A 26333-nucleotide genomic window follows, 5' to 3' on the forward strand; every position below is an offset into this window, starting at 1 on the left:
ACCCGCTGGCCGCGACGCTGTCAACGCCGGTCGCCGGATACTCTCCATGACGTGCTGTTTCGGACCTGGGAAGCGTCGGCGGAGTCCTCCGTCGTGCGCCAGGGCGACCACATACTCGTCTCCTCGCACGCCCTCGTCCGCCAGGTGCTCGCCGATCCGGAGACCTTCGCGCCCGACAACGCGCTCGACGCGGTGACCTCGATCCCGGTCGCGGCTTTACGCGTACTGGCCGGGCACGGTTTCCGGCTCCCGCCGACGCTGGCCAACAACGGCACCCCGTCGCATCCGGCCGTCCGAGCCCTGGCGGAACAGGCGCTCCATCCGCATCGAGTGGCCGCGCAGGCCGACTGGCTGACCGGGATCGTCCGGCGACGGGTGGCCGCCCTGGCGACCCGGCTGCGGTCCGGCGAGACCGTCGACCTGTACGCCGACCTGACCTCGGACCTGCCGCTCCTGGTGCTCGGCCGGCTGGTCGACCTCCCCGACGACGACGTACGCGTGGTGAAGGAGTTCTCCCGGGCCGCCCTCGAACTGTTCTGGGCGCCCGTCGACCTCGACCGGCAGCTAGCCTTGGCCGAGACGGTCGGGCACTACCACGCCGTCCTCCGTAAGCACGCCGAGCAGGGCGAAGGCATGATCGCCGGGCTGCGCGCCCTCGGCGACCCCGATCTCGTCGTGGGTGCGCTGTTCTTCCTGCTCGTCGCGGGGCAGGAGACGACGTCGCAGTTCCTGACGCTGCTGCTGCACCGGCTCTCGACCGAGCCGGCCATCGTGACCGGGCTCGCGCGCGGAACCGTCAGCGTCGACGACGTCGTCGAGGAAGGGCTGCGCCTGGTGCCGCCGATCACCACCTGGCGGCGGGTCGCGACGCGTCCGGTCTCGCTGGGCGGCGTCGAGGTGGCGGCCGGGGCCTCGATCCTGCTCTGGCTGGCCGAAGCCGGGCGCGACCCGTCGGTGACCCCGCATCCGCAGGACTTCGTCCCCGGCCAGCGTGGCTCCCGGCGGCACCTCGCCTTCGGCGCGGGCGCGCATCGCTGCGTCGGCGCTCAGCTCTCCCGCATGGAGGCGGCCGTGGTCGTCGCCGAGGCCGCCGCCCTCGTCCGCGAGATCGACGTCGTCCGAGCGCCGTGGTGCCCCGACAACCTCAGCTTCCGGATGCCGGACGCCTTCCAGATCCGGCGATCATGACGGCGCCCACGGCCCCATGACGAACCGCCCGTCCACAGTGAACGGATACGGGTTGGGCAGACAGCCGTCGAGCGCGATCGTCTGGATCTGCATGACCGGCGCGAGCTGACCGGCGCCGGGGCACAGCATGTGGTCGAAGCCGAGGAAGTGCCCCATCTCGTGGCTGATCACCATCTGCCGGTACGCCGCCATGTCTCGGAAGTCGACCGCACCGTACAGCCAGCGACCCAAGTTGATCAGGATGTTCTTGCCATAGCGGCACGAGTAGACGCCCTCGGTGTCGACCCCCGCCGAGGCGCAGAGCCGATCGACGGTGTCGGGCGTCGCCAGCCGGACGCGTACGCCGTAGGACCCGTCGCTGACCCGCTGGAAGGACCAGGACTCGTTGCTCATCCCCTCGTCCGCGTCGGTGACCGGATGCGCGGCCGAGGCGATCCAGCCGCGCGGGTCGGCGAGGACTCCGTCGACGGCGGCGGCGAAGCTCGCCACGGTCCACGGCGACACGGTGCCCCAAGAGATGCCCTGCTCCAGCTCGACCTGGTACTTCACCAGCGTCTCGCCGCCGCCCACGATCCCCGTGCTGCCGGTGGCGATGGCGAAGGTGCCCGCGCCGTGCTGAGGCACCTCGAACTTGGGCGCCTGCGGCACGACGACGCCACGCTCCGACTTCGCCGGAAGCGTCGTCGACAGGATCTTGGCAGGACTGTGCCGAGGCAACGGGGTCGTCGTCCGCGTCGGAGTCACCCCGGGGGTCTCGGTCGCCGCACCGCCCAACGGGAGCTTCTCGGTGGCGGTCCTGCCGGCGCTCGTCGTCGCGACGGCGCTCGGCTCGGCGCCACCCGGCCCGCCGGCCAGCTCATCGGGTGCTGCCGGTTTGCAGCCTGCGAGCGCGGTCACGCAGACCAGCGCGGTCACCACTGGTACCCAGAATCGCCGCATCGCGTCCTCCCCGAACCAGATCCGCGGAGGTTACCACCATGCGAAAGCGGGAGGCGACCGATGACTCGGTCGCCTCCCGCTCGTGCCGTCGTGATGCCGCAGCGATGAAGGTCGCTAGTTGAGGGCTCCGGACAGGGCCACCACGATGGGACCCAGCAACGGCAGCACCACATTCGACAACGCGTACACGATGGTGTAACTCATCAACGGCGTGGCGTTGCCCGCCGCCTGCTGGACCGCCGTGGCGGCCGGGGTGGAGCACTGCTGACCGGCGACTGCGCCCAAGGTGAGCGGCGCGGGCAGCTTCATCAGCTTCCAGGCCACGAGCAGCGAGATCGAGGCCGGGATCAGGGTGACCAGGATGCCCGAGATCGGCAGCGCGAACCCGAACTTCTTGATCAGGTCGATCGCCTCCGGACCCGAGGACAGGCCCACCGCGCAGATGAACGTGGCCAGCCCGAGATCCTTCACGACCTGCGCCGCCGCCGGGGCGTACTGCCCGCGCTTCGGGTTCTTGGCCCGCAGCCAGCCGAACAGCAGACCGGACAGCAGACAGCCGCCGCCGGTACCGAGCGAGAGCGGGATGTCGCCGAGCGGCACCTCGATCTTGCCGATGAGCATGCCCAGGATGATGCCGATCGAGATGAAGACGATGTCCATCTTGACCGTCGGGTCGATCTTGAAGCCCACGCGCGGCACGAACTTGTTCAGGTCGCTCTTCATGCCCGTGAACTTGAGCGTGTCGCCGGTGTTGATCTGAGTGCCGTTCTGCACCGGCAGGTTGTGGTCCATCCGGGTGATGCCGGTGAGGAAGATGCCGTGCCGCTCCTTCTCCGGGATGTCCGCCCGGAGGTCGCCCAGCGACTTCCCGCCGTAGCCGGGCGCGGTGAGGATGGCCTCCTGGACGTCGAGGTCGACGTTGAAGCCGCTCACGCTGGCCCGCTCCGGCCCGATGATCTGGTCCGCGTCCAGCAGGCCTTCCCTGCGGCCGTTGAACAGCACCAGGTCGCCCGAGGCGAGCCGGGTGTCCGGTTGGACCGCGACCGCCTCGCCCTGCCGCTGGATGCGCTCCACGACCACGCCCCGGCCGAGGACGCCCTCGACTTGGCCGACGGTCTGCCCGGCCGCCATCGTCACCTCGTGCGCCCGGCCCACCACGTCCGGCAGCGCCGGAGTGGCGCCCTCCTCCTCCGAGCCGCCGCCCAGCTTCTTCCAGAGCTTGTCGGCCTCGTCGCGGAGGTTGATCCGCATGATCGCCGGCGCGATCTGGCTGGTCAGCAGCACGATCGTGATCAGGCCCATGATGTAGGAGATCGAGTACGCCGTACCGACGTTGGCCTGCAACGTGCTGATCTGATCGGCTGGTAGATCGAGTTTCCCGATCGCGTCGGTGGCCGTACCGACGACCGCCGACTCCGTCGCGCCGCCGGCGAGCAGGCCGGCCGCGGTGCCCTGGTCGAGTCCGAGGATGACGGTCGCCAGGCTCACCACCACCAAGATGGTGACCACCTCGATGAGCGTGAAGACGCCGTACTTCAGGCTGGCCTTGTTGAGGCTGGCGAAGAAGGACGGGCCGCTCATGTAGCCCAGAGTGAAGATGAACATGGCGAAGGCGATGTTCTTCACCTGGCTGTTGAGCGTCACGCCGAGCATGCCCACGAAGATCGCGACGATCAGCGTACCGGCGACGCCGCCGAGCGAGATCTTCCAGAACTTGATCTTCCCGATCGCGAAGCCGAGCGCCAGGCAGACGAAGAGCACCAGCCCGTCGACCGACTTGAAGAGATCGGTCAGCCAGTCCTTCACCGCTTCGACCCGGCCTTGGCCGGAGCCTTCTTGGCTGTGGTCTTCCGGGCCGTCGACTTCTTAGCCGTCGTCTTCTTGGCCGGAGCCTTCTTCGCCGTCGCCGTCGCGGCCTTCTTCGCGGGCGCCTTGGCGACGGCCTTCTTCACCGGGGCCCGCTTCGCCGCCGCCTTCTTGGTGGCCGCGGCCTTCGTAGCGGTGGACTTCGTGGCTGCGGCCTTCGTGGCTGAAGCCTTGGTGGCTGCCGCCTTGGTGGCTACGGCCTTCTTGGTGCCGACGGCCTTTCGGGCGGGCGTGCCCGCCGAGGTCTTCTCGAACTCGGCGTAGTAGTCCTCCATGATCTCCCGGAGCCACTTGCCGATGTCCTGATAGGACTCGTAACGCAGGTTCGCCAGGCTCACCCGGACGCTCCACTCCGGACCGTCGAAGCCGCCGCCGTTGAGCAGGACGACCGAACCCTTCTCGGCCAGCCGGAAGACCGGGTCAACCGGCTCGAAGTTCTGCGCCAGCCAGCTCGCGAACTCCGGGCTCACATACCGCTCGGCGTAGTTCATCAGGTCCAGCTCGACGTAGTAGTGCGCCGCGTGCGGGTCCTTGGGCAGCTGCACGCCCATCCCCTTGACCAGCGCGTGCATCCGCCGGGCGATGATGGTCTGGCAGGTCTCCTGGTAGGTGCGCTGCTCGTCCAGCAGGTCGAACAGGGCGAACAGCCCCATCTGGATCTGCTGCGGCAGGGAGAGCCCGGCCGTGTGGTTCAGCGCGACCTGCCGGGAGTCGGCCACGAGCCGGTCGATGAACTTGAGCTTCTCCGGCTCCAGCGTGATCGAGGAGTAGCGCTCGTTCAGCTGCGCCTTGCGCTTGGCGGGCAGCTTCGCCAGCTTGCCTTCGAAGATGTTGTCCCGGTTGACCGCGATGACGCCGAGCCGCCAGCCCGTGCAGCCGAAGTACTTGCTGAACGAGTACACCCCGATGGTGTTCTTCGGCACCGTCGACATCAGCGACTCGAAGCCGTCGACGAAGGTGCCGTAGACGTCGTCGGTGATGACCGTCAGGCCCGGGTTCGAGGTCTCGGTGATCCGCTTGATGTGCGCCCGCGACTCCGGCGACAACGCGACCGACGGCGGATTCGACGGGTTCACCAGGAACAGCGCCTTGACCTTCGGGTCGGCCAGCTTGTCCAGCTCGCTCGGGTCGTACTGCCAGGTGTGGAAGCCCTCGGAGTCGAACCGGGACGCCTTCAGCTCGACGACGTTGAACTGGTAGCGCTCCAGATGCGGGATCTCCAGATAGGGCGTGAAGATCGGCGTCATGATCGCGATCGTGTCGCCCTTGTTCAGGATTCCGTTGATCAGCGCCGAGTCGAACAGGTAGCACATCGCCGCCGTGCCACCCTCGACGGCGTACAGGTCGAAGGGCTGCTTCGGCGCCTTGCCGCCGCACATCGCCTGCACCAGGTACGCGTGGACGACCTTCTCCATGTGGGTCAGCATCCGGTCCGGCTCCGGATAGTGGTCGCCGATCACGCCGTCGGCCAGCTCCCAGGCGTACGCGTCCGGGTCGAACTTGAGCTTCTTGACGCCGTAGTCGAAGCTGCGCTGAAGCAGCGAGGCGCCCGGCTCGTTCCGGTTGGCCTGCAGGAAGGCCCGGTAACGCTGGGCGATCCCGGCCTTGGCCGGCATGCCGCCGACGCCGTCCCACTCGTCCCAGTCCCGCCGGGACTCCTCGATGCCGAACCTGCCCAGCAGGAAGAAGGCCTCCCGGGGTTCGGTCGCGATCCAGTTCGGGTTGCCCCGGCCGGCGTTGAGCATGGTGACCGCTTCGAGCTTCACGTTGTCGTTCGCCAGCTCGATCAGCGAGTTCTTCAGCTCGAACGGGCTGAGCGACTCCAGTCGCTTCTGTTCGGCCCTCGACGTAGCCATTTCTCTTCCCCCCGTTGTGCGTTGCCAGATGCTGTTGCCAGCTGCTTTGCCAGATGGTGTTGCCGGCTGCTGCTGCCGGTTAGGACAGCAGGGCGACGATGACCGCGCCCCAGATCGTGAGCAGGGTGTTGCCGATCGCGTACGGGACCGTGTAACCGAGCACCGGCACTCGGCTCTTCGCCGTGTCGCAGACCGCCCCGATCGACGCCGTCGTGGTGAACGTGCCGGCCGTCGAACCGAGGTTCGTGGCAGTGGGCCACTTGTAGAGCCACTTGCCGAGGAACAGCGTCAGGAACATCGGCAGCAGGGTCACGACGAGACCGGCGAAGAGCAGCCCCAGTCCCTCGCTCTTGACCCCGGAGATGAAGTCCGGGCCGGACTGGATGCCGACGATGCCGACGAACATGCACAGGCCGCCGGTGTCCATCAGCCACTCCGCGGCCGGCGGGAACCGGCCGAAGGTCGGGTTCCGCGAGCGCAGCCAGCCGAAGATCAGGCCCATGATGAGCGCGCCGCCGCTGGTGGTCAGGCCGATCTTCGCGCCCGCGATGGCCACCGTCGGGATGCCGATCAGGCCGCCGAGGAAGATGCCGAGACCGACATAGGAGTAGTCGGTCTCGTCACTGCTCCGGTTGGGCTTGCCGAGCACCGGCACGGCCTGCTCGACCAGTTCTTTCGGGCCCTCGACGGTCAGCTCGTCGCCCTTGTGCAGGACGGTCGTCAGGCCGAACGGGATCTCGACGCCGGCCCGCACGATCTTCTTGACGAAGAGGTTGCGCGCCTCGTCCTCCTGCGCCAGCTCGGCGAGCGTACGCCGCTCGAGCTTCTTGTTGATCAGGACGACCGAGAGCGTCTCGACGTCGTAACCGAGCAGCTCGGGGTCGTCGACCTCGGTGCCGACCGCGTTCATCTCGCCGTGGATGAAGTCGCTGTGGTTCGCCGTGACGGTGACGACGTCGCCCGCCCGCAGGACGGTGTCGGGTGTGGTGAAGGCCAGCTCGTCCCCGCGCCGGTAGCGCTGGAGATAGATCCGGCGGCCCCGGCTCTTGGCCAGCGCCTCCTCCGCCTTGACGGTACTGCCGTCGAGTTCCGAGCCCTCGGACACCCGGAAGGTCCGCCGCACCACCTGCCGGTACGCGGGCTGGCTGTCGGGGTCCTTGAACGTGCCGAGCTTCTTCTCCAGCTCGGCGCACTCGGCCGCGAGGTCCTTCGTGCCCAGCATCCGCGGCGCCAACTGCGACAGGAAGTACGCCGCAGCCGCCGTCCCGAAGAGGTAGCAGACGGCGTACCCGACCGGGATCTGGTTGACGAAGGTCTGCTTCTGATCGTCGGGGATGCTCGACGAGCCGTTGATCGCGTCGGTCGCGACGCCGATGACCGCCGACTGCGTCAGCCCGCCGGCCAGCAGTCCAGCGCCCCAGCCGGGGCCGTAGCCCATGATCTTCGCCATGACGTAGGCGACGATCAGGCCGAACACGCAGCCGATCACCGCGATCACCAGCTGCGGTACGCCGTCCTTCTTCAACGCCGCGAAGAACTGCGGCCCGACCCGATAGCCGAGGGCGAACAGGAAGGCGATGAAGGCCACCGTTTTGACGAGGTCGGGGATCTGGATGTCCAGCTGCCCGACCAGGACACCGGCGAGCAGCGTACCGGTGACCGAGCCGAGGGTGATGCCCTTGACCTTCAGGCGGCCGATGGCGAAGCCCAGGGCGAGGGTCAGGAAGATCGCAAGCTCGGGATGAGCTTGCATCGACTCCTTGAACCAATGCCACATACCAGGCAAATTACGGCAAATGCCCTACCCGGAGGAGGTGATTCGAAAAGATCAGTAATCGTCCTCGGCGAGCAGCCGGGGATCGTCGCAACTGCCGTAGAGCGTCTCCGTCAGCCACCCGGCCGCGCTGCGCCGGAACACGCCCGGTTCCATCGAACCGGCCCCGTCTGGAAGCAGGCCGTGCAGGTCACCGGGCAGATCGTCGAGGTTGGTCAGATGCACCAGCTCGACCTCGGCCGGCCACGCGCCCAGCACCACCAGACCGGCGACACCCCGCCGCTCGAGCGCCTCCAAGGTGAGCGCCGTGTGGTTCAGCGTCCCGAGTCCGGCGCGCGCCACGACGACGGCCGGGGCGCCCAGGTTCACCGCGAGGTCGGCGACCGTCCACGCGCCGCCGCCGGGAATGTCGGCGAGCCGGGGACCCATCGGGACCAGCAGCCCGCCCGCGCCCTCGACCAGGACGAGATCGTGCTCGGCCGCCTGCCGCTTGACCTCGTCCAGCACGGTGTAGAGGTCGAGCGGCGGCAACTGTGCGACGCGGGCCGCCGCGAGCGGGGCGAGCGGATCGGGGTACGACGCCAGCGTCCGAGTGGTGGCCGGACCCGCCAGGCGGCGAATCACCTCCTCGTCGGGGACCTCCCCGTAGGCCGGGTCGACGCCGGTCTGGCCGGGTTTGACGACGGCCACCCGCAGTCCGCTCGCGGTGGCACAGGCGGCGATGGCGGCCGTCACGACGGTCTTGCCGACTCCGGTGTCCGTCCCGGTGACGATGACCGGACCGGTGACGGGGGTGGTGAGGGGGGTGTTCATGGTGCTGCCTCTACGACTTTCTCCAGCGCTTGCTCGAAGGCCGCCCGGGGCACCCCGACGTTGATCGTCAAGCGCAGCCGGGACACATGGTCCGGAGTGGACGGTGGCCGGAAGCACCCTACCGCCACCCCGGTCCGCCGGCACTCGGCGGCCCAGGTCGCCGCCAGTTCGGCCGACGGCGCCTCCACCGACACGATGCCCCCGGCCGGTCCGCTCACTCGGGCCGGGGGTGCGGACGCAGGATCGGCCGACGCAGCCGCTGGGCGTACGCGGAAGCCGGCGTCGGCCAGCCGGCGGTGTGCGTACAAGCTGCGCGAACGGAGCTCGACCCGCAGCTCGGGCGAGGTGATCGCGAGGCGGGCGGCCACGCGGACGCCGGCGGCGACGGCCGGCGGGAGCGCGGTGTCGAAGATGAAGGTGCGGCCGGTGTCGATCAGATGCCGGACCAGCGCGGACGGTCCGGCGACCACGCCACCCGCGCCGCCGAGGGCCTTGGAGAGGGTGGCGGTGATCACCACGTCGTCGGCGCCCGCGAGCCCGGCGGTGGAGTCCTCGACCACCCCGAGGCCGTGCGCGTCGTCGATGAGCAGCAGCGCGTGATGCGCGCGCGCGACGTCGTGCAGCTCCCGCAGCGGCGCGAGGTCCCCGTCGACGGAGAACACCGACTCGGTGAGCACCACTGCCTTCCTGTGCTCGCCGAGCAGGCTCGCCAGATGGTCCGGGTCGGCGTGCCGATAGGTGACCGTCCGCGCCCCGGCCAACCGGCAGCCGTCGATGAGGCTGGCGTGCACGTGCTCGTCCGCGATCAGCACCGTCTGCGGTGTGACGAGGGCCCGGACGACGCCGAGATTCGCAAGATAACCGGATGAATACACCAAGGCGTCGGCGGCGCCGATCCAGGCGGCCAGCTCCTGCTCCAGCTCCGTGTGCAGCTCGGTGGTGCCGCGGACCAGTCGCGAACCGGTCGCACCCAGCCCGTACGCGTCGAGCGCCGCGCTCGCGGCGGCGATCACCTGCGGGTGACGGGACAGCCCGAGATAGTCGTTGCCGGCGAGGTCCACCATCGGCTCGGCGGCCGGGCGGGGACGCAGCTCGCGCCGCAGGCCGGCCCGGTCCCGCAGCTCGGCCTTACGCGCGAGGGTGGCCTGCCAGTCGGACACTGCGCGGGTCCCCTTCCAGGTGAGCGTTGGTTAAGGCACCTTGTAGGGTACGGCCATGACCGACATCCCCAGTGACATCCTCGTACGCGCGCGAGAGCAGGTTCTCGAGCGGGGCGTCGGCCTCGACGAGACCGACGTGCTGGAGATCCTGCGGCTGCCGGACGAGCGCATCGCCGACGCCCTGCAGCTCGCGCACGAGGTACGCGTGCGCTGGTGCGGGCCGGAGGTCGAAGTCGAAGGCATCGTCTCGCTGAAGACCGGCGGGTGCCCGGAGGACTGCCACTTCTGCTCCCAGTCGGGGCTGTTCTCCTCCCCGGTGCGCGCCGTCTGGCTGGACATCCCGTCACTGGTCGAGGCGGCCCGGCAGACCGCCGCCACCGGCGCCACGGAGTTCTGCATCGTGGCCGCCGTCCGCGGCCCCGACACCCGGCTCATGACGCAGATGCGCGAGGGCGTGAAGGCGATCAAGGAAGCCGTCGACATCAACGTCGCGGCCAGCCTCGGCATGCTCAGCCAGGAGCAGGTCGACGAGCTGGTCGAGATGGGCGTGCACCGCTACAACCACAACCTGGAGACCTGCCGGACGTACTTCCCGAACGTGGTCACCACCCACTCGTGGGAAGAGCGCTGGGGCACCCTCAAGATGGTCCGCGACTCGGGCATGGAGGTCTGCTGCGGCGGCATCCTCGGCCTCGGCGAGACCGTCGAGCAGCGCGCGGAGTTCGCGGTCCAGCTCGCCGAACTGGACCCGCACGAGGTCCCGCTGAACTTCCTGAACCCCCGCCCCGGCACGCCCCTGGAGGACCAGCCGGTCCTCGACCCCAAGGACGCCTTGCGCGCCATCGCCGCCTTCCGGCTCGCGATGCCGCGGACGATCATCCGGTACGCGGGCGGCCGCGAGATCACCCTGGGCGACCTGGGTACGCGCGACGGCCTGCTCGGCGGGGTGAACGCGGTGATCGTCGGCAACTACCTGACGACGCTCGGCCGGCCGGCGACCCAGGACCTGGAGCTGCTCGCCGAACTGAAGATGCCGGTCAAGGCGCTGTCGGCGACGCTATGACCCCCTTTTGCGGTCGATGCGGTCAGCCCGCCGTCGCAGATCACGGGGGGTGCGCGACGGCGTTGGAGCTGGAGCCGCCGCGATACTGCGCCGAGTGCGGTCGCCGGATGAAGGTGCAGGTGGTCCCGACCGGCTGGTCGGCGACCTGCGTCGAGCACGGGGAGCGGTCCGGCGCCTCTTCCTAACGCGAGGGTTACTCACTAGTATCCGCGCATGCCCGTCCCTGACCTGCCCGATGTCGTCCTCTGGTCGATCCCGGCGTTCATCCTCCTGACCCTGCTCGAGGCGATCTCGTACCGGCTGCACCCGGACGACGACGAGCTGGGGTACGCCGCCAAGGACACCGCCACCAGCCTGTCCATGGGATTGGGCAGCCTCGGGTTCGACCTGCTCTGGGGCATCGTCCCGGCGTTGGCGTACTCGGCGATCAACCTGGTGACCCCGCTGCACGTCCCGATCACCTGGCAGTGGGTGCTGGTCTGCCTGCTCGCCCAGGACTTCTTCTACTACTGGTCGCACCGCAGTCACCACGTGATCCGCGTCCTGTGGGCGTCGCACGTCGTGCACCATTCGAGCCGCCGCTTCAACCTCTCCACCGCGCTCCGGCAGCCGTGGACCGGGTTCACGAGCTGGCTGTTCTACCTGCCGATGATCGCGTTGGGCGTACACCCGGCGGTGCTGGCCTTCTGCAGCTCCGTCAACCTCGTCTACCAGTTCTGGATCCACACCGAGCGGATCGACAAGCTGCCCCGGCCCCTGGAGTTCCTCCTCAACACGCCGTCGCACCACCGTGTGCACCACGCTTCGCAGGGCGGCTATCTCGACCGGAACTTCGGCGGCATCCTGATCGTCTGGGACCGGCTGTTCGGCTCGTTCGCCCCCGAGATCGAACGGCCCGTCTACGGGCTGACCAAGAACATCGGCACCTACAACCCGCTGCGCGTCGCCTTCCACGAGTACGCCTCGATCGGCCGGGATCTGCGCGCCGCGCGTACCTGGCGGGAGCGGCTCGGCCGGATCTTCGGCGGACCGGGCTGGGAACCGGCGGCGCCCGCCGAGTCCGAGGGGGCCGGCAAGTGATCCTCGCGCTGTACGCCGTCCTCGCGGTGACACACATCGTCGTCTCCGCCTTCGACGTCACCTGGGCGGAATGGGCCACCAAGCCGCTGCTCATGCCGCTCCTGGCGCTCTACGTCGTGCTGCGCCGGGGACCGCGGCTCGTCGTCGCCGCCCTGCTGCTGTCGGCGGCCGGGGACGTGGCGCTCCAGTTCTCCGGGCCCGACGTCCTCTTCCTCGTCGGCATGGGATTCTTCGGGGCCGCGCACGTCTGCTACATCGCGTACTTCGTGCGGCGGGGGACCTTCGCCGGGAAGACGTGGATCGCCGGCGTCTACGCCGTCGTGTGGATCGGCTTGATCGCCTGGCTGTGGCCCGATCTCGGGGGGTTGCAGATCCCGGTGGCCGCCTACTCGCTGCTGTTGTTCACAACCGGAGCGACCTCCGCCCGGCTGGGCCTGCGGGCCGGACTCGGCGGGGCGTTCTTCGTCTTGTCCGACACCCTCATCGCCATGGGCCTGGCCGATCACGACCTGCCGGGGCCGGACGTCTGGGTGATGGTCACCTATGCGTTAGCGCAGGTCCTGCTCGCAACGGCGGCAACCCGGACAGACCAGTCGCACAAGGTGTCCGCCATGGACAACTCATCGTAACCCTTAAATGACCGGATGAGCCCGGCCCCCGGTTATCGCGACGCCCCCCTCACTCAGTTCCACAACGAGCCAACGGATCCGGACGAGGCGGAAGACTTCCTGCGACAGCTGTACGCCGAACAACCCAGGCTCGGCGTGGACGCGCGACTCGTCGCCGCCCGCGTCGAGCAGGTACGCGAACAGATCGACGCGCTCGGCACGTACGCGCACACCCGGACGGAACTGGTCCACGGGGCCCGGATGGCGTGGCGCAACTCGAGTCGCTGCATCGGCCGCCTCTACTGGAACAGCCTGGTGGTACGCGATCTGCGCGGAGTGTCCGGTGTGGACGCCACCGCCGAGCAGCTCGTCCAGCACCTGCAGATCGCTGCCGGCCAGGGTAAGAACCGCGGCCGGCTCCGTCCGGTCATCTCGATCTTCCCGCAGGCCGTGCCGGGCCGGTCGCGTACCGTGCTGTGGAACGAGCAGCTGATCCGCTACGCGGGCTATCGGGACGGCACCGGCGATCCCCTGTACGCCGACTTCACCGAGGCGGTCACCGAGCTCGGCTGGAAGGGCAAGCACAGCGCGTTCGACATCCTGCCGCTGGTCCTGCAGGAGACCGGCCAGGAGCCGCGCCTGTTCGAGCTGCCCGAGCACGCCGTGCTGGAGGTGCCGCTCACGCATCCCGACCTGGCCTGGTTCGCCGAGCTGGGCCTGCGTTGGCACGCGGTGCCCGCGATCAGCAACATGCGGCTGACCATCGGCGGCGTCAACTATCCACTCGCGCCGTTCTCCGGCTGGTACATGGGCACCGAGATCGGCGCGCGCAATCTCGCCGACGCCGATCGCTACGACCAGCTCCCTATCATCGCGGAGCGGCTCGGCCTCGACACCACGCGCGAGTCCAGCCTGTGGCGCGACCGCGCGCTGGTCGAGCTGAACCGCGCGGTGCTGTGGTCCTTCGAGCGGGCCGGGGTGAAGATCGCCGACCATCACACCGAGTCCCGGCACTTCCTCACGCACATCGCCAAGGAGGAGAAGGCCGGGCGGACGGTCCCGGCCGACTGGTCCTGGATCGTCCCGCCGCTGTCCGGTGGCGCCACTCCGGTCTTCCACCGGTACTACCCCGAGGCCGACCTGAAGCCCAACTTCTACCTCGACGAGAGCGCCAAGGATCTCTCCCGCTGCCCGTTCCACGCCGCGGCCAGCGCCTCGGTCGCCCCGCCCGGGGCTCACTCGCTTCCCGCGCAGCGCACTCGAGATCACCCAGCGGTACGCCCAGCGGCGCCGGACTATGACGACATCACTCGGGAGGTGCCCATGTTGGCCGAGTCCCTGGCGTTGGGCGGTCCCGACGCCGGGCCGATGCGCAAGGGCTGGCTTCGAGGCAACCGCAAGGTCTGACCGGACCGGTCAGACGAGCTGCGCCTTCTCCTTGTTCTGCTGGACCCGGCTGATGAGGTCGTGGACCGGCTTCGTCCCGCTGCCCACGATCAGGCCGGTGATCAGCGAGTCGACCCAGGCGGGCACGGCGTCCCACTGCGGGTTCTCCGCGAGCATGTGCAGGAGGTAGAAACCGCCGCTGGCCGACATCACGGTGGCCAACCCGGTGGCCAGGCCCCAGGCGATGATGCCCTTGTCCGCCTTGGCCTGCTCCAGGTCGGCCTTCGCCTTGGCGGTCGCGGCGGTAGTGCCGGCGCCGTTCTCCATCGCGGCGAGCGCCCAGTCGTAGCGGTGCTGCGCGGTGCGGCCCGGCAGCCACCGCGTGAACGGCTCCAGTACGCGTTCGACAGCGGCGGTCACCACGACCAGACCGGCGAAGATGGACCCTTCGCTGGTGGCGCGGAAGGTGTTCACCGCACCGTTCGCCCAGATCGCCCAGGCGGCGAGCAGGCCGCCGCCGACCAGCGCCAGCCCGACCCCGAAGGCCCAGAGGTGGGCCGGCATCGTCGGGACCGCCGCGGTCTCGGCGTCCGCGGGTGCGGTGGTCTGCTGCCCGCTGGTGTCCTTGGGCTTCGCCTGCTGCGGGATCGTGCCGGTACGCCGTACCACGGCCATCGTCGGAACCAGCCTTCTGTCGTCCGTCTTACTCAGCCTTACTCAGCGCGGCGAGCCTAATGCCCGGCCCCGACCCTGCGGAAGCGCGCCGACTGTCGGGAACCCGGCGAAGCTGACGCTGAGTAATTCTTTCATCGCCATATTTACAAACCTGCCATACCTGAGCATCCTTCTGTTCAGCCGTCCTGGCCTACCGGCCGATGGACGACTAACCCGGACGGACCGTGGCGAGGTAGCTCAGCCCCGGTCCGCCTGACCAAGGGAGGAAAACCTTGTCCATCCGCCGGATCACCCCCGTCTTGGGTGCCGCGGTCGCCGGAGTGGCGTTGTTCGCCGCCGCTTCGCCGGTCGCACTCGCCGCCCCCGCAGCACCCAGTCCCTTCAGCCGAGCCGTCGCCCAGCTCAAGAACCACGCGGCGCCGGGCGCTGTCACCAATGGACAGTCGTTCTCGCTCCGGAACGTGCAGACCGACGCGGACGGCACCGAGCACGTCCGTGTCAACCGGTACTACCAGGGCCTGCCGGTCCTCGGTGGGGACACCGTCGTCCACCTCGGCAAGGGCAACTCCTGGAAGGGCGTCAGCCACGCGTTGCGCGGCGGCTTGACGCTGTCCACCACACCGTCGCTGTCCGCGGCGCAGGCCGCGACCGCCGCCCTGAACGCGTCGCGCGCGGCGTCTCGGCATGTCGACGGCACTCAGCTCGTCGTCGACGCGGACGGCGCCGACACCGCGTTGGCGTACGAGGTCGTCGTGAGCGGGGTGGCCGCCGACCGGCTCCCGAGCGAACTGCACGTCCTGGTCGATGCGAAGACGGGCGCTGTCCGTGACGCGTGGGACACCGTGCAGACCGACGGCGTCGGCCACGGTTTCCACAACGGCGACGTCGCGGTGGGCACAGTGCTCAGCGGCAGCGCGTACCAGCTCAACGACTCCGCCCGGGGCGGCCACAAGACGTACGACCTGTTCGGGGCGACCACCGGCACGGGCACGCTGGTCACCTCGACCAGCAACGTCTTCGGCAACGGCACGCTGAGCGACCGCAACTCCACGGCCGTCGACGCCCACTACGGCGCGGCGATGACCTGGGACTTCTACAAGAACACGTTCGGCCGCACGGGCATCCGCAACGACGGCGTGGCGGCGTACAGCCGGGTGCACTACAGCAGCGGGTACACCAACGCCTTCTGGAGCGACTCCTGCTTCTGCATGACCTACGGCGACGGCGGCACCGGCTGGACCCCGCTGACCTCGTTGGACGTGGCCGGGCACGAGATGAGCCACGGCGTCACGAGCAACACCGCGGGCCTGCGGTACAGCGGCGAGTCGGGCGGCCTCAACGAGGCGACCAGCGACATCTTCGGCACCCTGGTGGAGTTCTACGCCGGCAACGCCAACGACCCCGGCGACTACCTCATCGGTGAGGAGCTGCGGACCAGCGGCGTACCGCTGCGCTACATGGACCAGCCGTCGAAGGACGGCGCGTCCGCCGACTGCTGGTCCAGCTCGGTCAAGCGGCTCGACGTGCACTACTCGTCGGGCGTCGCCAACCACTTCTTCTACCTGCTGGCGGTCGGTAGCGGCACCTCCTCGTGGGGCACCAGCCCGACCTGCAACGGTGCGACCGTCATCGGCATCGGCAACGCCAAGGCCGGCGCGATCTGGTACCGCGCGCTGACCGTGTACATGACCACGCGCACCGCGTACAGCGGCGCGCGTACGGCCACCCTGTCCGCCGCGGCCGACCTCTACGGCTCCGGCTCGACCGAGTACGCCACCGTCGCGGCCGCCTGGTCCGCCGTGAACGTGTCGTAAGGCATCACTCTGTGCGACTCTGTGCGGCCCCTGGGACCTACCTGGGGGCCGCACGTGTCAGCGGCGTACGCCAGAATGACGCCGTGACCGAACGCCCCAAGATTGCTCCCGAGTCCGGCCATGGCCTGGAACGCGTCATCTTCTTCTCCGACGCCGTCATCGCCATCGCCTTGACGTTGCTGGCCATCGAGCTGCCCGTGCCGAGCGGCGACGAGTGGGTCCACCAGCTCCAGGAGTACCTGGGCTCGGACTACGTGGCGTTCCTGATCAGCTTCGCCGTGATCGCCACGCTCTGGTTCAACCATCACCGGATGTTCCAGCAGATCGCGCGGCTGACCTACGGCATGATCTGGCTCAACATCCTGGGCCTGTTCACGATCGTCCTGATGCCCTTCGCCACCAAGATCCTCACCGGGCTCGGCGACCTCCCGGCCGGGCCGATCTTCTACTCCGGAGTGATGGTGCTGTGGGCCGTCGTCTGGATCCTCATGGTGCTGACGGCGACGCGCCAGAAGCTGTGGAGCGAGGACGCGCCCGCGACGGCTCCGGGCAACATGATCTTCGGTGCGTCCGCGCTGCTGGTCGCGTTCGGCCTGTCGATTCCGATCGCGTTCGTCAACTCGGACTGGGCGACCTTCTTCTGGATCAGCGCCTGGCCGATCTCCAGCGTCGGCATGCGGATCCGCCGGAGCCGCCTGGAGCGTGCGTCGGCTCAGTAGCATCACTGCGCGCACCTCACCGCGGAGGTCGTCACCCCGGAAAGTCGTCCCGGAAGGGAAGTCATGGCCGACATCTCCCGCAGGTTCTTCCTGCGGCACCTGCGCAGCACCCCGACCAACTGGGTTCGGCATCACGCCAAGGGCAAGGTGAAGCGCGAAGGAGTCGGGCTGTCCTTCTGGTATCGCCCGCTGACCGCGGTGCTCAGCGAGGTGCCGGTCGACGATCGGGAGCTGCCGCTGCTGTTCCACGCGCGGACCAGTGACTTCACGGACGTGACCGTGCAGGCGACAGTCACCTATCGGGTCGCCGAACCAGCGGTGGCCGCGTCCCGGCTGGACTTCTCCATCCACCCGCAGACCGGCGTGGCGAGTTCCCGGCCGCTCGACCAGGTCGCGACGCTGCTCGCCGAGCTGGCTCAGCAGCCCGCGCTGGACCTGCTGGCCCGGTTGCCGCTGGCCGAGGCGCTGACCGCCGGCATCTCCCCGGTACGCGAGGCGGTGTCGGCCGCGCTCGCCGACGACCCGCGGCTGGCCGACCTCGGGGTGGCCGTCGTGAGCGCCCGCGTCGTCGCCATCCGGCCGGAGCCGGAACTGGAGCGGGCGCTGCAGACGCCGACCCGGGAGACCGTGCAGGCCGAGGCCGATCGCGCCACGTACGCCCGCCGCGCGCAAGCGGTCGAGCAGGAGCGGGCGATCGCGGAGAACGAGCTGCAGAACAAGATCGAGCTGGCCCGCCGGGAGCAGCAGCTCGTGGAGCAGCATGGCGCGAATTCGCGGCGGCAGGCCGAACTGGACGCGGCCGCGCAGCTCGCCGCCGCCCAGGGTGCGGCCGAACGGGAGCGGGTCGCCGCGACGGCCCAGGCCGAGCAGGAGAAGCTGCTCGCCGACGCCCGCGCCAACGCCGTACGCGTCGTCGGCCTCGCCGAGGCGGAGAAGGAAGCCGCCCGGGTCGGGGCGTACCGCGATCTGCCGCCGGGCGTGCTGCAGGCGTTGACGGTGCAGGAGTTCGCCGGGCAGCTGCCCGACATCCAGTCGCTCACCATCACGCCGGACGTGCTCACCCAGCTGCTCGCGAAGCTGTCGGGCGGCACGGAGTCCCGATGAGTTACGCCGGGGAACGCTTGCGTGAGCCGCCAGGAGTGCGGTCAGTCACGCTCGCACCTCGGGTGGTGGTCGTCTCCCGGCGCAGCGAGCTGGCCGAGCTGCTCGATCGCCACGGTACGCGCGGCGCAGCCGGCTACTTCCTGCGCCAACGTGGCCGCAGCCTGGACGAGGTGCAGGCCCGCCACGACGCGCTGGACGCGGCGCTGACCGAGGTGAGCGCCGCGATCCCGGCCGACTGGCGGCGTGGCGCGGTCGACCGTGCCGACCTGCCCCGGTTCCTGTTCAGCCCGGAGGACATCGTCGTCGCGGTCGGCCAGGACGGCCTGGTCGCCAACGTCGCCAAGTACCTGTCCGGGCAGCCCGTCGTCGGCGTCGACCCCGAACCCGGCCGGAATCCCGGCGTACTGGTGCGGGTCACCGCCGACGCCACCGCCCAGCTGCTCCCGTCGGTCGTCACCGGGACGGCCAGGGTCGAGTCCCGAACCATGGCCGTCGCCGTCCTCGACGACGGGCAGCGGCTGACCGGGCTGAACGAGATCTACTTCGGCCACGGCTCCCACCAGTCGGCCCGCTACTCGGTGTCCACACCGGAGGGACGCCGCGAACGGCACTCCTCGTCGGGCGTCGTCGTGGGCACCGGCACCGGCGCGACCGGCTGGTGCGCCTCGATCTCCCGAGAACGGTCCGGCTCGCCGACGCTGCCCGCACCACAGGACCGCGAACTGACCTGGTTCGTCCGCGAGGCCTGGCCCTCCCCCGCGACCGGCGTCACCCTGACAGCCGGCTCGCTCGGCGCCGGCCAGCAGCTCGAACTGGTCAGCGAGGGCGAACAGCTCGTCTGCTTCGCCGACGGCATCGAAACCGATCACCTCACCCTGACCTGGGGCCAGCGCGTGTCGATCGGCCTGGCCGAGCAACACCTCAACCTCGTCGTCGCATGACCCACCTCGCCGTTCGCGCCCCCGCTCCGCTCGCGCCCCCGCTCCGCGTTTCCGCTGGATCAGGGATCTGAGTCGAATCATGGCCCAAGATTCGACCCAGATCCGTGATCCAGCGCTGAAGGGTGGGGCGAGCGAGCGGCCGCGAGCGGGGTGGGGCGAGCGAGCGAGCGGGGGCGCGAGCGGAGCGGGGTGGGTCAGCGGGCGGCGCGGTCGTAGACGTCGCGCATCGCGGCGGCGTACCGGGTGGGGGTGTGCAGCAGCGCACGTTCCCGGGCCGCCAGGCCGAGGCGGCCGGCCGCTTCGGGGTCGGTGAGCAGCTCGGCCAACGCCCGTCCGTAAGCCTCGGGCGTGGGCTCGGCCAGCTTGGTCGCGCTGCCCAGCGCCCCGGTCCGGTGCAGCTGCGCGTCGGCGAGCACGCTCGGCACCCCGGCCAGGGCGGCTTCCTGCAACACCAGCCCCTGGGTGTCGGTACGCGACGGGAAGGCGAAGACGTCGGCCGAGGCGTACGCGGCGGCGACCTCCTCGGGCGGGAGCTGGCCGGTGACCACCACTCGGTCGGCGACCCCGGTCGACTGGAGCAACCCGGCCAGCCACCGGCGTTCGTAGACCGCTCCGATGAGGACCAGCTGGGCGGCGGGCAGCGTACGCGTGATCGTGGCGAACGCCTCCAGTAACAGGTCGACGCCTTTCTCCCGGTTCACCCGGCCGACGAAGAGGACGAGGGGTCCATCGTGGACGCCCTGACGGCGGCGGAACTCCGCGACGTCCGCCGCCGACGGCGTACGCGGGGCGACCCCGGCCGGGACGAGGAAGATCCGCTCGTCGGGGACGGGCAGCCCGCCACGGGCGAGCACGGCCGGCGTCGGGACGACCACCGCCGCCGCGTCGTCGAGCAGCAGCCGGTTCAGCCCGTCGATCGCCGCATGCCGCCGGGACCGGGCCGGATCCGGGTTCGGCGGCTCGACACCGATGCGGTTGGCGTACCAGGTCAGGCCCAGTTCGATCGCACGTGCCGGAATCCGGTACGCGTCCGCGTACGCGTACAGGTCGGTGTGATAGCTGTGGACAAGCGGCAGGCCGAGCCGTCGCGCGGCGATGGTCCCCAGCAGACCCATGGGGCCGGGCGTGTGCACGTGGATGAGGTCGGGCCGCCACGCCGCGAATCGTTCGAGGTGTACGCGGCGCGGCCACCCGCCGAGCCGGAGATCGGCGACGCCGCACGGCACCGAGCCGAGGGTGAGCAGCTCCGGGCACGGATTCTGGGACCGGTGCCGGGGCGCGACCGTTACGGTCTCACAGCCGTCCGCCGTCAGCGCGTCGCACAGGGTTCGCAGCGATGTCACCACCCCGTCGCGGCGCGGGAGGTAGGTGTCGGTGAAATGGGCGACCCGCTGAACCCTGGCGACCACCGGTACCGGGGCGATGAGCTGCTGCGTCATGTCGCTTTTGGTACGGGTTCCCGGCGTTGTGCGGGTAGCGCGCAAGTGTGCGGCGGCGAAACTTCTCGCATCGTCCTTCCCGTCAGATCATGGATGTGCAGGCTTCCGGGACCCGAGGAAGCCTGCACATCCATGATCTGGGCCTAACGGGCGGGGACGCGGCTCTCGGTGAGGGCGAGCGTGACGCTCACGAGCGCGCCATCCCGGTCGTACGCCGGCTCGATGCTGAACGCGTCGGCGATCCGCCGCACCGTACGCAGCATCGCGGTGTTCTCCGCCTGCGTGTGCACCAGGATCGCCGCGAACTCGGCCGGGCGGGCCAGCGAGATCAGCCGCCGCAGCAGCGCGGTGCCGAGACCACGACGCTGCCAGGCGTCCGCCACCAGCAGCGCCGCCTCAGCGATCTCTCCCTCGCCCACCAGGTTGGCGAGGGCCACGACCCGGCCGTCCGAGTCGACCGCCACCAGCGCGCAACCACGCTGCGGCTCCAGCAGCCGAAGCAACTGCGACGCCGACGGTCCCCGCGAACCGCTGAGATAACGGCGGTACAAGCTCTCCGGCGAGCACCGCTCGTGCAGGGCGACGACCTCGTCCAGGTCGGCCCGGGTCGCCGGACGCAGCAGCAGTTCGGCGCCATCCGGCAACAGCAACGTGGCCTGGGCCAACTGCGTACGCGTCACCTGCCCGGCGACGTCGGCCAGCGCCTGCGCCCGCGCGAACTCGGCCGGCGTGAACACCGGAGTGGACCGGGTCAGCACCAGCGTCCCCCCGTACGGATCGGCCACCGTCAGCTCGCTCGACGAAAACCGCTGCGGCTCCCGGAACGGTCGCCAAGCAACCTCGCACCCGAGCAGCCCAGCGAGCGTCTCGCCCAGGTTCTCCGGAGCGGCGATCAGCCGAGCCGCCTGGCCGAGCGCCTGCGTCGGCGGGTCGACCAGCCCATGTGCGTCCGCCGGGCTGATCCAGGCATCCCGGCCCCTGCCCTTCTCCACCGCCGCGCGCAGATCAGCCTCCGTCAACCGGTCCGGGGCGTCGATCAGGAAGTCGTCGACCGCGCCCGCCTCGGTCGTGTGCACCTGCACCGCCAGAATGTTCACTGACCGCAACGCCAGACTGGCGGTCAGCACCGCGAGATAGCCCGGCCGATCGTCGATCGTCGCTCGCACCCGCCACAAGGTCATCGCCGCCCCCTCGCAGGGTTTCGTCACCTCGGAGCCGCGTCGCTCCCCTCCCCTAAACCCTCATGGTCCGCTGTTACACCCCGGTTACCAGGGGAAATCGCCAAGCTGCTGTGCTTGATCTCACCCAGAGGCCGATTCGTTCCCGGATGGGGCAGTCACGTCGCTCGTCCTCGCCGCGGGCGGCCCGGTTCCGTCCTTTCGCTGGCTGGCGGGCGGGTCACTACGCGACAGGCCGGGCGGGTCACTACGCGACGGGCCGGGCTGGTCATTTCGCGACGGGTAGGGCGGGTCACTTCGCGACGGGTGGGGCGGGTCATTTCGCGACAGGCCGGGCGGGTCACTTCGCGACGGGTGGGGCTGGTCATTTCGCGACGGGTAGGGCGGGTCACTTCGCGACGGGTGGGGCGGAGACGAGGTCGAGCTGGTCGCCGAGGACCAGCGCCGCCGCGCGGACGAGCTGCGCGATGCGGTCGACCTCGGTGGCGTGGAACGCGGCCGCGACCGGCGCTGGCAGCGCCTCCGCTTCGACGGTCACGAGGCCGAACGAGGGCTCCGGCTCGGGCGGCATCTCGACCCCACCCCGGGCCACCACCAGCACCAGTCCAGCGCGGCCGAACGGGGCGACGGCGTACCGGGTGTCGTCGGGGCCGGTCAGCGCCCGCGCTCGCAGCGGCGTCACCTCCGGCAGCCGGGGCGCTTGCGGGGCACGCCAGCTGGCATGGGCGACGGCCGGCTCGGCGCGGCCGATCGACGCGCTCAGCGCGGTCAGGCCCTCGGTGCCGCTGCCGTTGCGGACCGCCCAGTCGGCCGGGACCACCAGCACGGCGGCCCACTCCGCAGCGAGCAGGGTCGGAACCGCGTCGACCAGCGTGCCCAGTCCGTCGAGCGGGTTCACGGCGATCTGGGCGAGCAGCTCGGCGTCGTTGCCGCCGTGCACGGGCGCTCCGATCGCCTGCCACACCCCGTCCACGCGTACGCCCGGCATCGCGCCGAGGCCGGCCAGCAGCCGGCGTACGCTCGCCCCGCTGGGCCAGACCACGGTGAAATCGTCGACGGCCCGGCCGCCCGCGCGCTCCAGTACGACGACCTGCACGATGTCAGCCCCCGCGACGCCCAGCGTCCGAGCCACCTGTCCGAGGGAGCCGGGGCGATCCGGCAACGCCACCCTGATCCGCAGCAACATGGCGCATATTGTCGCGCCGGCTCGTTTCAGGACAGTTGCGACACTGTGTCCCAGCCCACTTGGCACACTGCTCCGCTCACCTCGCCGCCCGCCCGCCGTGGCCACGACCACGGCCGCGGTCGCGGCGTTGATCATGGTGTTTCCGGTGCCGACACACCGACGAGACCACAGTTAACTCCATGATCAACGCGGAGAGGGGGTGGGGGTGGGGTGGGGAGGTGGGGTGGGGTGGGGTGGGGGGAGGGTGGGGAGAGGGGTGGGGTGGGTTAGGTGGAAGAGCGGTGGACCAGGTGGGTGTCCAGCAGGACCGTGCGCGGCGGTTCCTCGCCGCGGATGAGGTCGACGAGCATCCGGGCCATCTGCCGGCCCATCTCCTCGACCGGCTGGAAGACGCTGGTCAGCTGCGGTTCGGTCTGCCGGGCGATGACGGAGTCTTCGAAGCCGACCACGGCGACGTCGCGGGGGACGACTCGGCCGGCTTCGCGCAGCGCCCGCAGGGCGCCGGCTGCCATCAGGTCGGAGGCGGCGAAGACCGCGTCCAGCTCCGGTACGCGAGACAGCAGTCCCCGCATGGCGTCGTACCCACTGGCCTCGGTGAAGTCACCGCGCGCGATGAGCTCGTCGCGGACGGGGAGGTTGGCCTGCTTGAGCGCCTGCTCGTAGCCGGCGAGCCGGTCGACACCGGGCGAGATGTCGGCGGTACCGGCGATGGTGGCGATCTTGGTCCGGCCCGAGTGGATCAGGTGTTCGGTGGCGATCCGGCCGCCGCCGACGTTGTCGACGTCGACGTAGTAGCCGTCGCCGTCGGCCGGGCGCGGCGCGATGACGGCGGGCAGGCCGCGTTCGGCCAACAGATCCGGCAGCGGGTCGGCGTAGTGCAGCGAGAGCAGCAGTACGCCGTCCACGTGCTGGTCGGTGAGGTGGTGTTCGACGCGCTGCCGCTCGGCCGGCGACTGAGCCATCGCCAGCCAGAGCTGCAGCTGCGTCTCGGACAGGGCGGCGCTGATGCCGCGCAGGATCGCCGCGAAGAACGGTTCGGCGAACAGCCGTTCACCGGACTCCGAGACGACCAGCGCGACCGAATCCGTACGCTGGGTGACCAGCGCGCGGGCCGCCCGGTTAGGCACGTATCCCAGCTCGGCGATCGCCTTCTCCACCACCGCCCGGGCTTCCGGGCTGACCTGTGGCGAACCGTTGACGACGCGCGACACCGTCCCGCGGCCGACGCCTGCGTGCGCGGCGACCTGGTCGAGCGTGGGGCGCCCGGCTGACCGGGCGCGCGGGGAACGTGCCATAACCGTGAACTCTACTTCCCGGTACCGTCGGCGGTGATCAGCGAGTTCGCCTGGATCACATCGGCGTACCACGAGGCGCTCGCCTTCGGCGTGCGTACCTGCGTGGTGTAGTCGACGTGGACCAGGCCGAACCGCTTCTCATAGCCCCAGGCCCACTCGAAGTTGTCCAGCAGTGACCAGGCGAAGTACCCCGCGAGCGGGATGCCCTCGCCGATCATGCCGGCGACCTCGGCGAGGTGCCGGCCGATGTAGTCGATCCGCTCCGGGTCGGCCACCGTGCCGTCGGCCCCGATCTCGTCCGCGTAGGCCGCGCCGTTCTCGGTGATGTACAGCGGGATCGGCCCGTACTCCTGGTGCACCCGGCGCAGCAGCGCGGTGAGCCCCTCGGGGTCGATCTCCCAGCCCATCTGGGTCACCGGCAGGCCGCGCCGGTGGAACTCCACCTGCTCGCTGCCCGGCCATGCGCCGCTGTGCGAGTCGGTCTCGCCCGAGCCCGAGGGGCCGGACACGACCTGACGGCTGTAGTAGTTCACCCCGAGGAAGTCCAGCGGAGCGCTGGTCACCGCGAGGTCGCCCGGCCGCACGAACTCCAGATCCGTCAGATGCGCCACGTCCGCGGCGACGTCCTCCGGGTACGCGCCCCGCAGCACCGGGTCGAGGAACACCCGGTTGCCGACGCCGTCGATGCGGCGTACCGCGTCGAGGTCGGCCGGCGAATCGGTGTGCGGCAGGAGTGAGTGCAGGTTGAGCGTGAGCCCGATCCGGGCGTCGGCGTCGGTACGCAGCGCTCGGACGGCCAGGCCGTGCCCCAGGTTGAGGTGGTGCGCGGCGGCCAGCGCGTCGACCGGGTCGGTACGCCCAGGGGCGTGGTGCCCGTTGCCGTAGCCCAGGTACGCCGTGCACCACGGCTCGTTGAGCGTGATCCAGTGCTTGACCCGGTCGCCGAGGGCGGCCTGGGTCAGCGCGGCGTACTCGCCGAACCGCTCGGCGGTGTCGCGGTTGGGCCAGCCGCCCGCGTCCTCGAGTTCTTGCGGCAGGTCCCAGTGGTAGAGCGTGACCCAGGGCTGGATGCCCTGCTCGAGCAGCTCGTCGACCAACCGCGAGTAGAAGTCGATGCCGTCCGGGCTGACCGGACCCCGGCCGTGCGGCTGGATCCGCGACCACGACGTGCTGAACCGGTACGCCTTCAGCCCGAGCTTGGCCATGAGGGCGACGTCCTCGCCCATCCGGTGGTAGTGGTCGCACGCCACGTCGCCGGTGTCCCCGTTGACCGTCCGGCCGGGCGTGTGGCTGAACGTGTCCCAGATGGAGGGGGTGCGACCGCCTTCGGCGACGGCCCCCTCGATCTGGTACGACGCGGTCGCCGCACCCCACAGGAAGTCGGCCGGAAAGTCGGAATTGCTGGTCACGCCTTCAGAGCACCTTCCATGATGCCGCCGATGATCTGACGGCCGAACACGATGAACGCCGCCAGGAGCGGCAGGATTGACAGCAGCGTACCCGCGAAGACCTGCGCGTAGTCGTTGTAGTACCCCGTCGAGAGGTGCTGCAGCGAGATCTGCACGGTCGGGTTGGACGGGTCGCCCATGGCCAGTGAAGCCCAGAAGAACTCGTTCCACTGTGCCATGAAGGTGAACAACGCCAGGACGGCGATGGCCGGGCGGAGCGCCGGAAGCACCACGCTCCAGTAGATCCGGAAGGTGTTGCAGCCGTCGACGCGGGCCGCCTCGATCAGCTCGTCCGGCACGGACTGGCTGACGTACTGCCGCATCATGAACACGCCGAACCCGTTGACGAGGAACGGAACGATCACCGACGGCAGGTGGTTGGCCCACTGGAGCTTGGCCATCATCATGTACAGCGGCACCACGCCGAGCTGCGCGGGCACCATCATGGTGACCAGGATCGACAGCATCAACGCGTTGCGGCCGCGGAATCGCAGCTTGGCGAAGGCGAACCCGGCGAGCGTCGACAGGAACACGACCGAGACGGTGAGCGTCAGCGAGATGATCGCCGAGTTCACCATGCCCGTCATGAACGCCGCGTTCTCGTTCGACAGCAGCCGGCCGATGTTGTCGCCCAGGCTGCTGCCCGGGATCAGGGGCGGCGGCACCGAGCTGGTCGCGCCTTGCTCACGGGTCGCCACGACGATCATGTAGTACAGCGGGAAGATCGACAGGACGACCGTCGCCAGCAGCATCACGAAGGTCAGCGGGGTCGCCTGGAAGACGTCCCGGCCGCGGCGCCGA

At 69.9% G+C, this 26333-nt stretch carries 23 protein-coding genes; 10 read left to right on the forward strand and 13 right to left on the reverse strand.

Annotation, left to right across the window (positions count from 1 at the left end):
- The first annotated feature begins 54 nt into the window (after positions 1-54).
- Positions 55-1188 carry a cytochrome P450 gene (locus tag AB0M47_RS16245; protein WP_363413782.1) on the forward strand — a complete coding sequence of 378 codons (1134 nt, stop codon included), beginning with the start codon at positions 55-57 and terminating at the stop codon, positions 1186-1188.
- Here the strand turns inward: AB0M47_RS16245 and AB0M47_RS16250 are convergent.
- The 6 genes from AB0M47_RS16250 to AB0M47_RS16275 form a co-directional block, all read right to left on the reverse strand.
- Entirely contained in the window at positions 1183-2127 is a 945-nt protein-coding gene (locus AB0M47_RS16250) for a DUF3152 domain-containing protein (RefSeq protein ID WP_363413644.1), read from the reverse strand. The genes AB0M47_RS16245 and AB0M47_RS16250 overlap by 6 nt on opposite strands.
- A 114-nt stretch (positions 2128-2241) precedes the next feature.
- The gene (gene aspT, locus AB0M47_RS16255; RefSeq protein WP_363413647.1) at positions 2242-3933 is read right to left on the reverse strand and encodes an aspartate-alanine antiporter; all 1692 of its coding nucleotides are present in this window, start codon (positions 3931-3933) and stop codon (positions 2242-2244) included.
- The gene (locus AB0M47_RS16260; RefSeq protein ID WP_363413649.1) at positions 3930-5849 is read right to left on the reverse strand and encodes a bifunctional aspartate transaminase/aspartate 4-decarboxylase; all 1920 of its coding nucleotides are present in this window, start codon (positions 5847-5849) and stop codon (positions 3930-3932) included. Before AB0M47_RS16260 ends, aspT (AB0M47_RS16255) begins: the two co-directional genes overlap by 4 nt.
- 79 nt (positions 5850-5928) lie before the next feature.
- Positions 5929-7626 (reverse strand): aspartate-alanine antiporter, encoded by a 1698-nt coding sequence (gene aspT / locus AB0M47_RS16265; protein ID WP_363413652.1) that lies wholly within the window; start codon positions 7624-7626, stop codon positions 5929-5931.
- 51 nt (positions 7627-7677) lie between these two features.
- Positions 7678-8436, reverse strand: a complete 759-nt coding sequence (gene bioD / locus AB0M47_RS16270; RefSeq protein ID WP_253756367.1) for a dethiobiotin synthase — start codon at positions 8434-8436, stop codon at positions 7678-7680.
- Positions 8433-9596, reverse strand: a complete 1164-nt coding sequence (locus AB0M47_RS16275; protein WP_363413655.1) for an 8-amino-7-oxononanoate synthase — start codon at positions 9594-9596, stop codon at positions 8433-8435. Before AB0M47_RS16275 ends, bioD begins: the two co-directional genes overlap by 4 nt.
- A 55-nt stretch (positions 9597-9651) precedes the next feature.
- Here AB0M47_RS16275 and bioB point away from each other — a divergent pair, with 55 nt between their 5' ends.
- Genes bioB through AB0M47_RS16300 form a run of 5 tightly spaced genes read left to right on the forward strand, consistent with a single transcriptional unit; the run spans position 9652 to position 13754 of the window.
- Positions 9652-10659, forward strand: a complete 1008-nt coding sequence (gene bioB, locus AB0M47_RS16280; protein WP_363413658.1) for a biotin synthase BioB — start codon at positions 9652-9654, stop codon at positions 10657-10659.
- Positions 10656-10844 (forward strand): hypothetical protein, encoded by a 189-nt coding sequence (locus AB0M47_RS16285; RefSeq protein WP_363413660.1) that lies wholly within the window; start codon positions 10656-10658, stop codon positions 10842-10844. Before bioB ends, AB0M47_RS16285 begins: the two co-directional genes overlap by 4 nt.
- A gap of 28 nt (positions 10845-10872) precedes the next feature.
- Positions 10873-11739, forward strand: a complete 867-nt coding sequence (locus AB0M47_RS16290) for a sterol desaturase family protein (RefSeq protein ID WP_363413663.1) — start codon at positions 10873-10875, stop codon at positions 11737-11739.
- A complete protein-coding gene (locus AB0M47_RS16295) occupies positions 11736-12368 on the forward strand; it encodes a lysoplasmalogenase (RefSeq protein ID WP_363413666.1) in 633 nt (210 codons plus the stop codon). Before AB0M47_RS16290 ends, AB0M47_RS16295 begins: the two co-directional genes overlap by 4 nt.
- 15 nt (positions 12369-12383) lie before the next feature.
- A complete protein-coding gene (locus AB0M47_RS16300) occupies positions 12384-13754 on the forward strand; it encodes a nitric oxide synthase oxygenase (RefSeq protein ID WP_363413669.1) in 1371 nt (456 codons plus the stop codon).
- Between the two features lie 9 nt (positions 13755-13763).
- On the opposite strand, the gene AB0M47_RS16305 is transcribed toward AB0M47_RS16300, so the two are convergent.
- The gene (locus AB0M47_RS16305) at positions 13764-14408 is read right to left on the reverse strand and encodes a hypothetical protein (protein WP_363413672.1); all 645 of its coding nucleotides are present in this window, start codon (positions 14406-14408) and stop codon (positions 13764-13766) included.
- Between the two features lie 272 nt (positions 14409-14680).
- Here AB0M47_RS16305 and AB0M47_RS16310 point away from each other — a divergent pair, with 272 nt between their 5' ends.
- From AB0M47_RS16310 to AB0M47_RS16325, 4 genes are all read left to right on the forward strand, one after another.
- Positions 14681-16222, forward strand: a complete 1542-nt coding sequence (locus AB0M47_RS16310) for a M4 family metallopeptidase (RefSeq protein ID WP_363413675.1) — start codon at positions 14681-14683, stop codon at positions 16220-16222.
- A gap of 83 nt (positions 16223-16305) precedes the next feature.
- Complete coding sequence (locus AB0M47_RS16315; RefSeq protein ID WP_363413678.1) at positions 16306-16941, forward strand: TMEM175 family protein; 636 nt, start codon at positions 16306-16308, stop codon at positions 16939-16941.
- 63 nt (positions 16942-17004) lie between these two features.
- Positions 17005-18045: an SPFH domain-containing protein gene (locus tag AB0M47_RS16320; RefSeq protein ID WP_363413681.1), complete on the forward strand. Its 1041-nt coding sequence runs from the start codon at positions 17005-17007 to the stop codon at positions 18043-18045.
- On the forward strand, positions 18042-18986 hold the full coding sequence (locus AB0M47_RS16325) for a hypothetical protein (protein WP_363413684.1): 945 nt from the start codon (positions 18042-18044) through the stop codon (positions 18984-18986). Before AB0M47_RS16320 ends, AB0M47_RS16325 begins: the two co-directional genes overlap by 4 nt.
- A 194-nt stretch (positions 18987-19180) precedes the next feature.
- On the opposite strand, the gene AB0M47_RS16330 is transcribed toward AB0M47_RS16325, so the two are convergent.
- The 6 genes from AB0M47_RS16330 to AB0M47_RS16355 form a co-directional block, all read right to left on the reverse strand.
- Positions 19181-20425, reverse strand: coding sequence for a glycosyltransferase (locus AB0M47_RS16330; protein WP_363413687.1), 1245 nt, complete (start codon positions 20423-20425; stop codon positions 19181-19183).
- A 143-nt stretch (positions 20426-20568) separates the two neighbouring features.
- A complete protein-coding gene (locus tag AB0M47_RS16335) occupies positions 20569-21606 on the reverse strand; it encodes a GNAT family N-acetyltransferase (RefSeq protein WP_363413690.1) in 1038 nt (345 codons plus the stop codon).
- 385 nt (positions 21607-21991) lie between these two features.
- The gene (locus tag AB0M47_RS16340; RefSeq protein ID WP_363413693.1) at positions 21992-22789 is read right to left on the reverse strand and encodes an amino acid-binding protein; all 798 of its coding nucleotides are present in this window, start codon (positions 22787-22789) and stop codon (positions 21992-21994) included.
- A gap of 266 nt (positions 22790-23055) precedes the next feature.
- Positions 23056-24084: a LacI family DNA-binding transcriptional regulator gene (locus AB0M47_RS16345; protein ID WP_363413698.1), complete on the reverse strand. Its 1029-nt coding sequence runs from the start codon at positions 24082-24084 to the stop codon at positions 23056-23058.
- A gap of 11 nt (positions 24085-24095) precedes the next feature.
- The gene (locus AB0M47_RS16350) at positions 24096-25493 is read right to left on the reverse strand and encodes a GH1 family beta-glucosidase (RefSeq protein ID WP_363413701.1); all 1398 of its coding nucleotides are present in this window, start codon (positions 25491-25493) and stop codon (positions 24096-24098) included.
- Positions 25490-26284: a carbohydrate ABC transporter permease gene (locus AB0M47_RS16355; protein ID WP_363413785.1), complete on the reverse strand. Its 795-nt coding sequence runs from the start codon at positions 26282-26284 to the stop codon at positions 25490-25492. Before AB0M47_RS16355 ends, AB0M47_RS16350 begins: the two co-directional genes overlap by 4 nt.
- Positions 26285-26333: the final 49 nt, after the last annotated feature.

It is taken from the genome of Hamadaea sp. NPDC051192, from assembly GCF_040682475.1.
Lineage (GTDB): Bacteria > Actinomycetota > Actinomycetes > Mycobacteriales > Micromonosporaceae > Hamadaea > Hamadaea flava.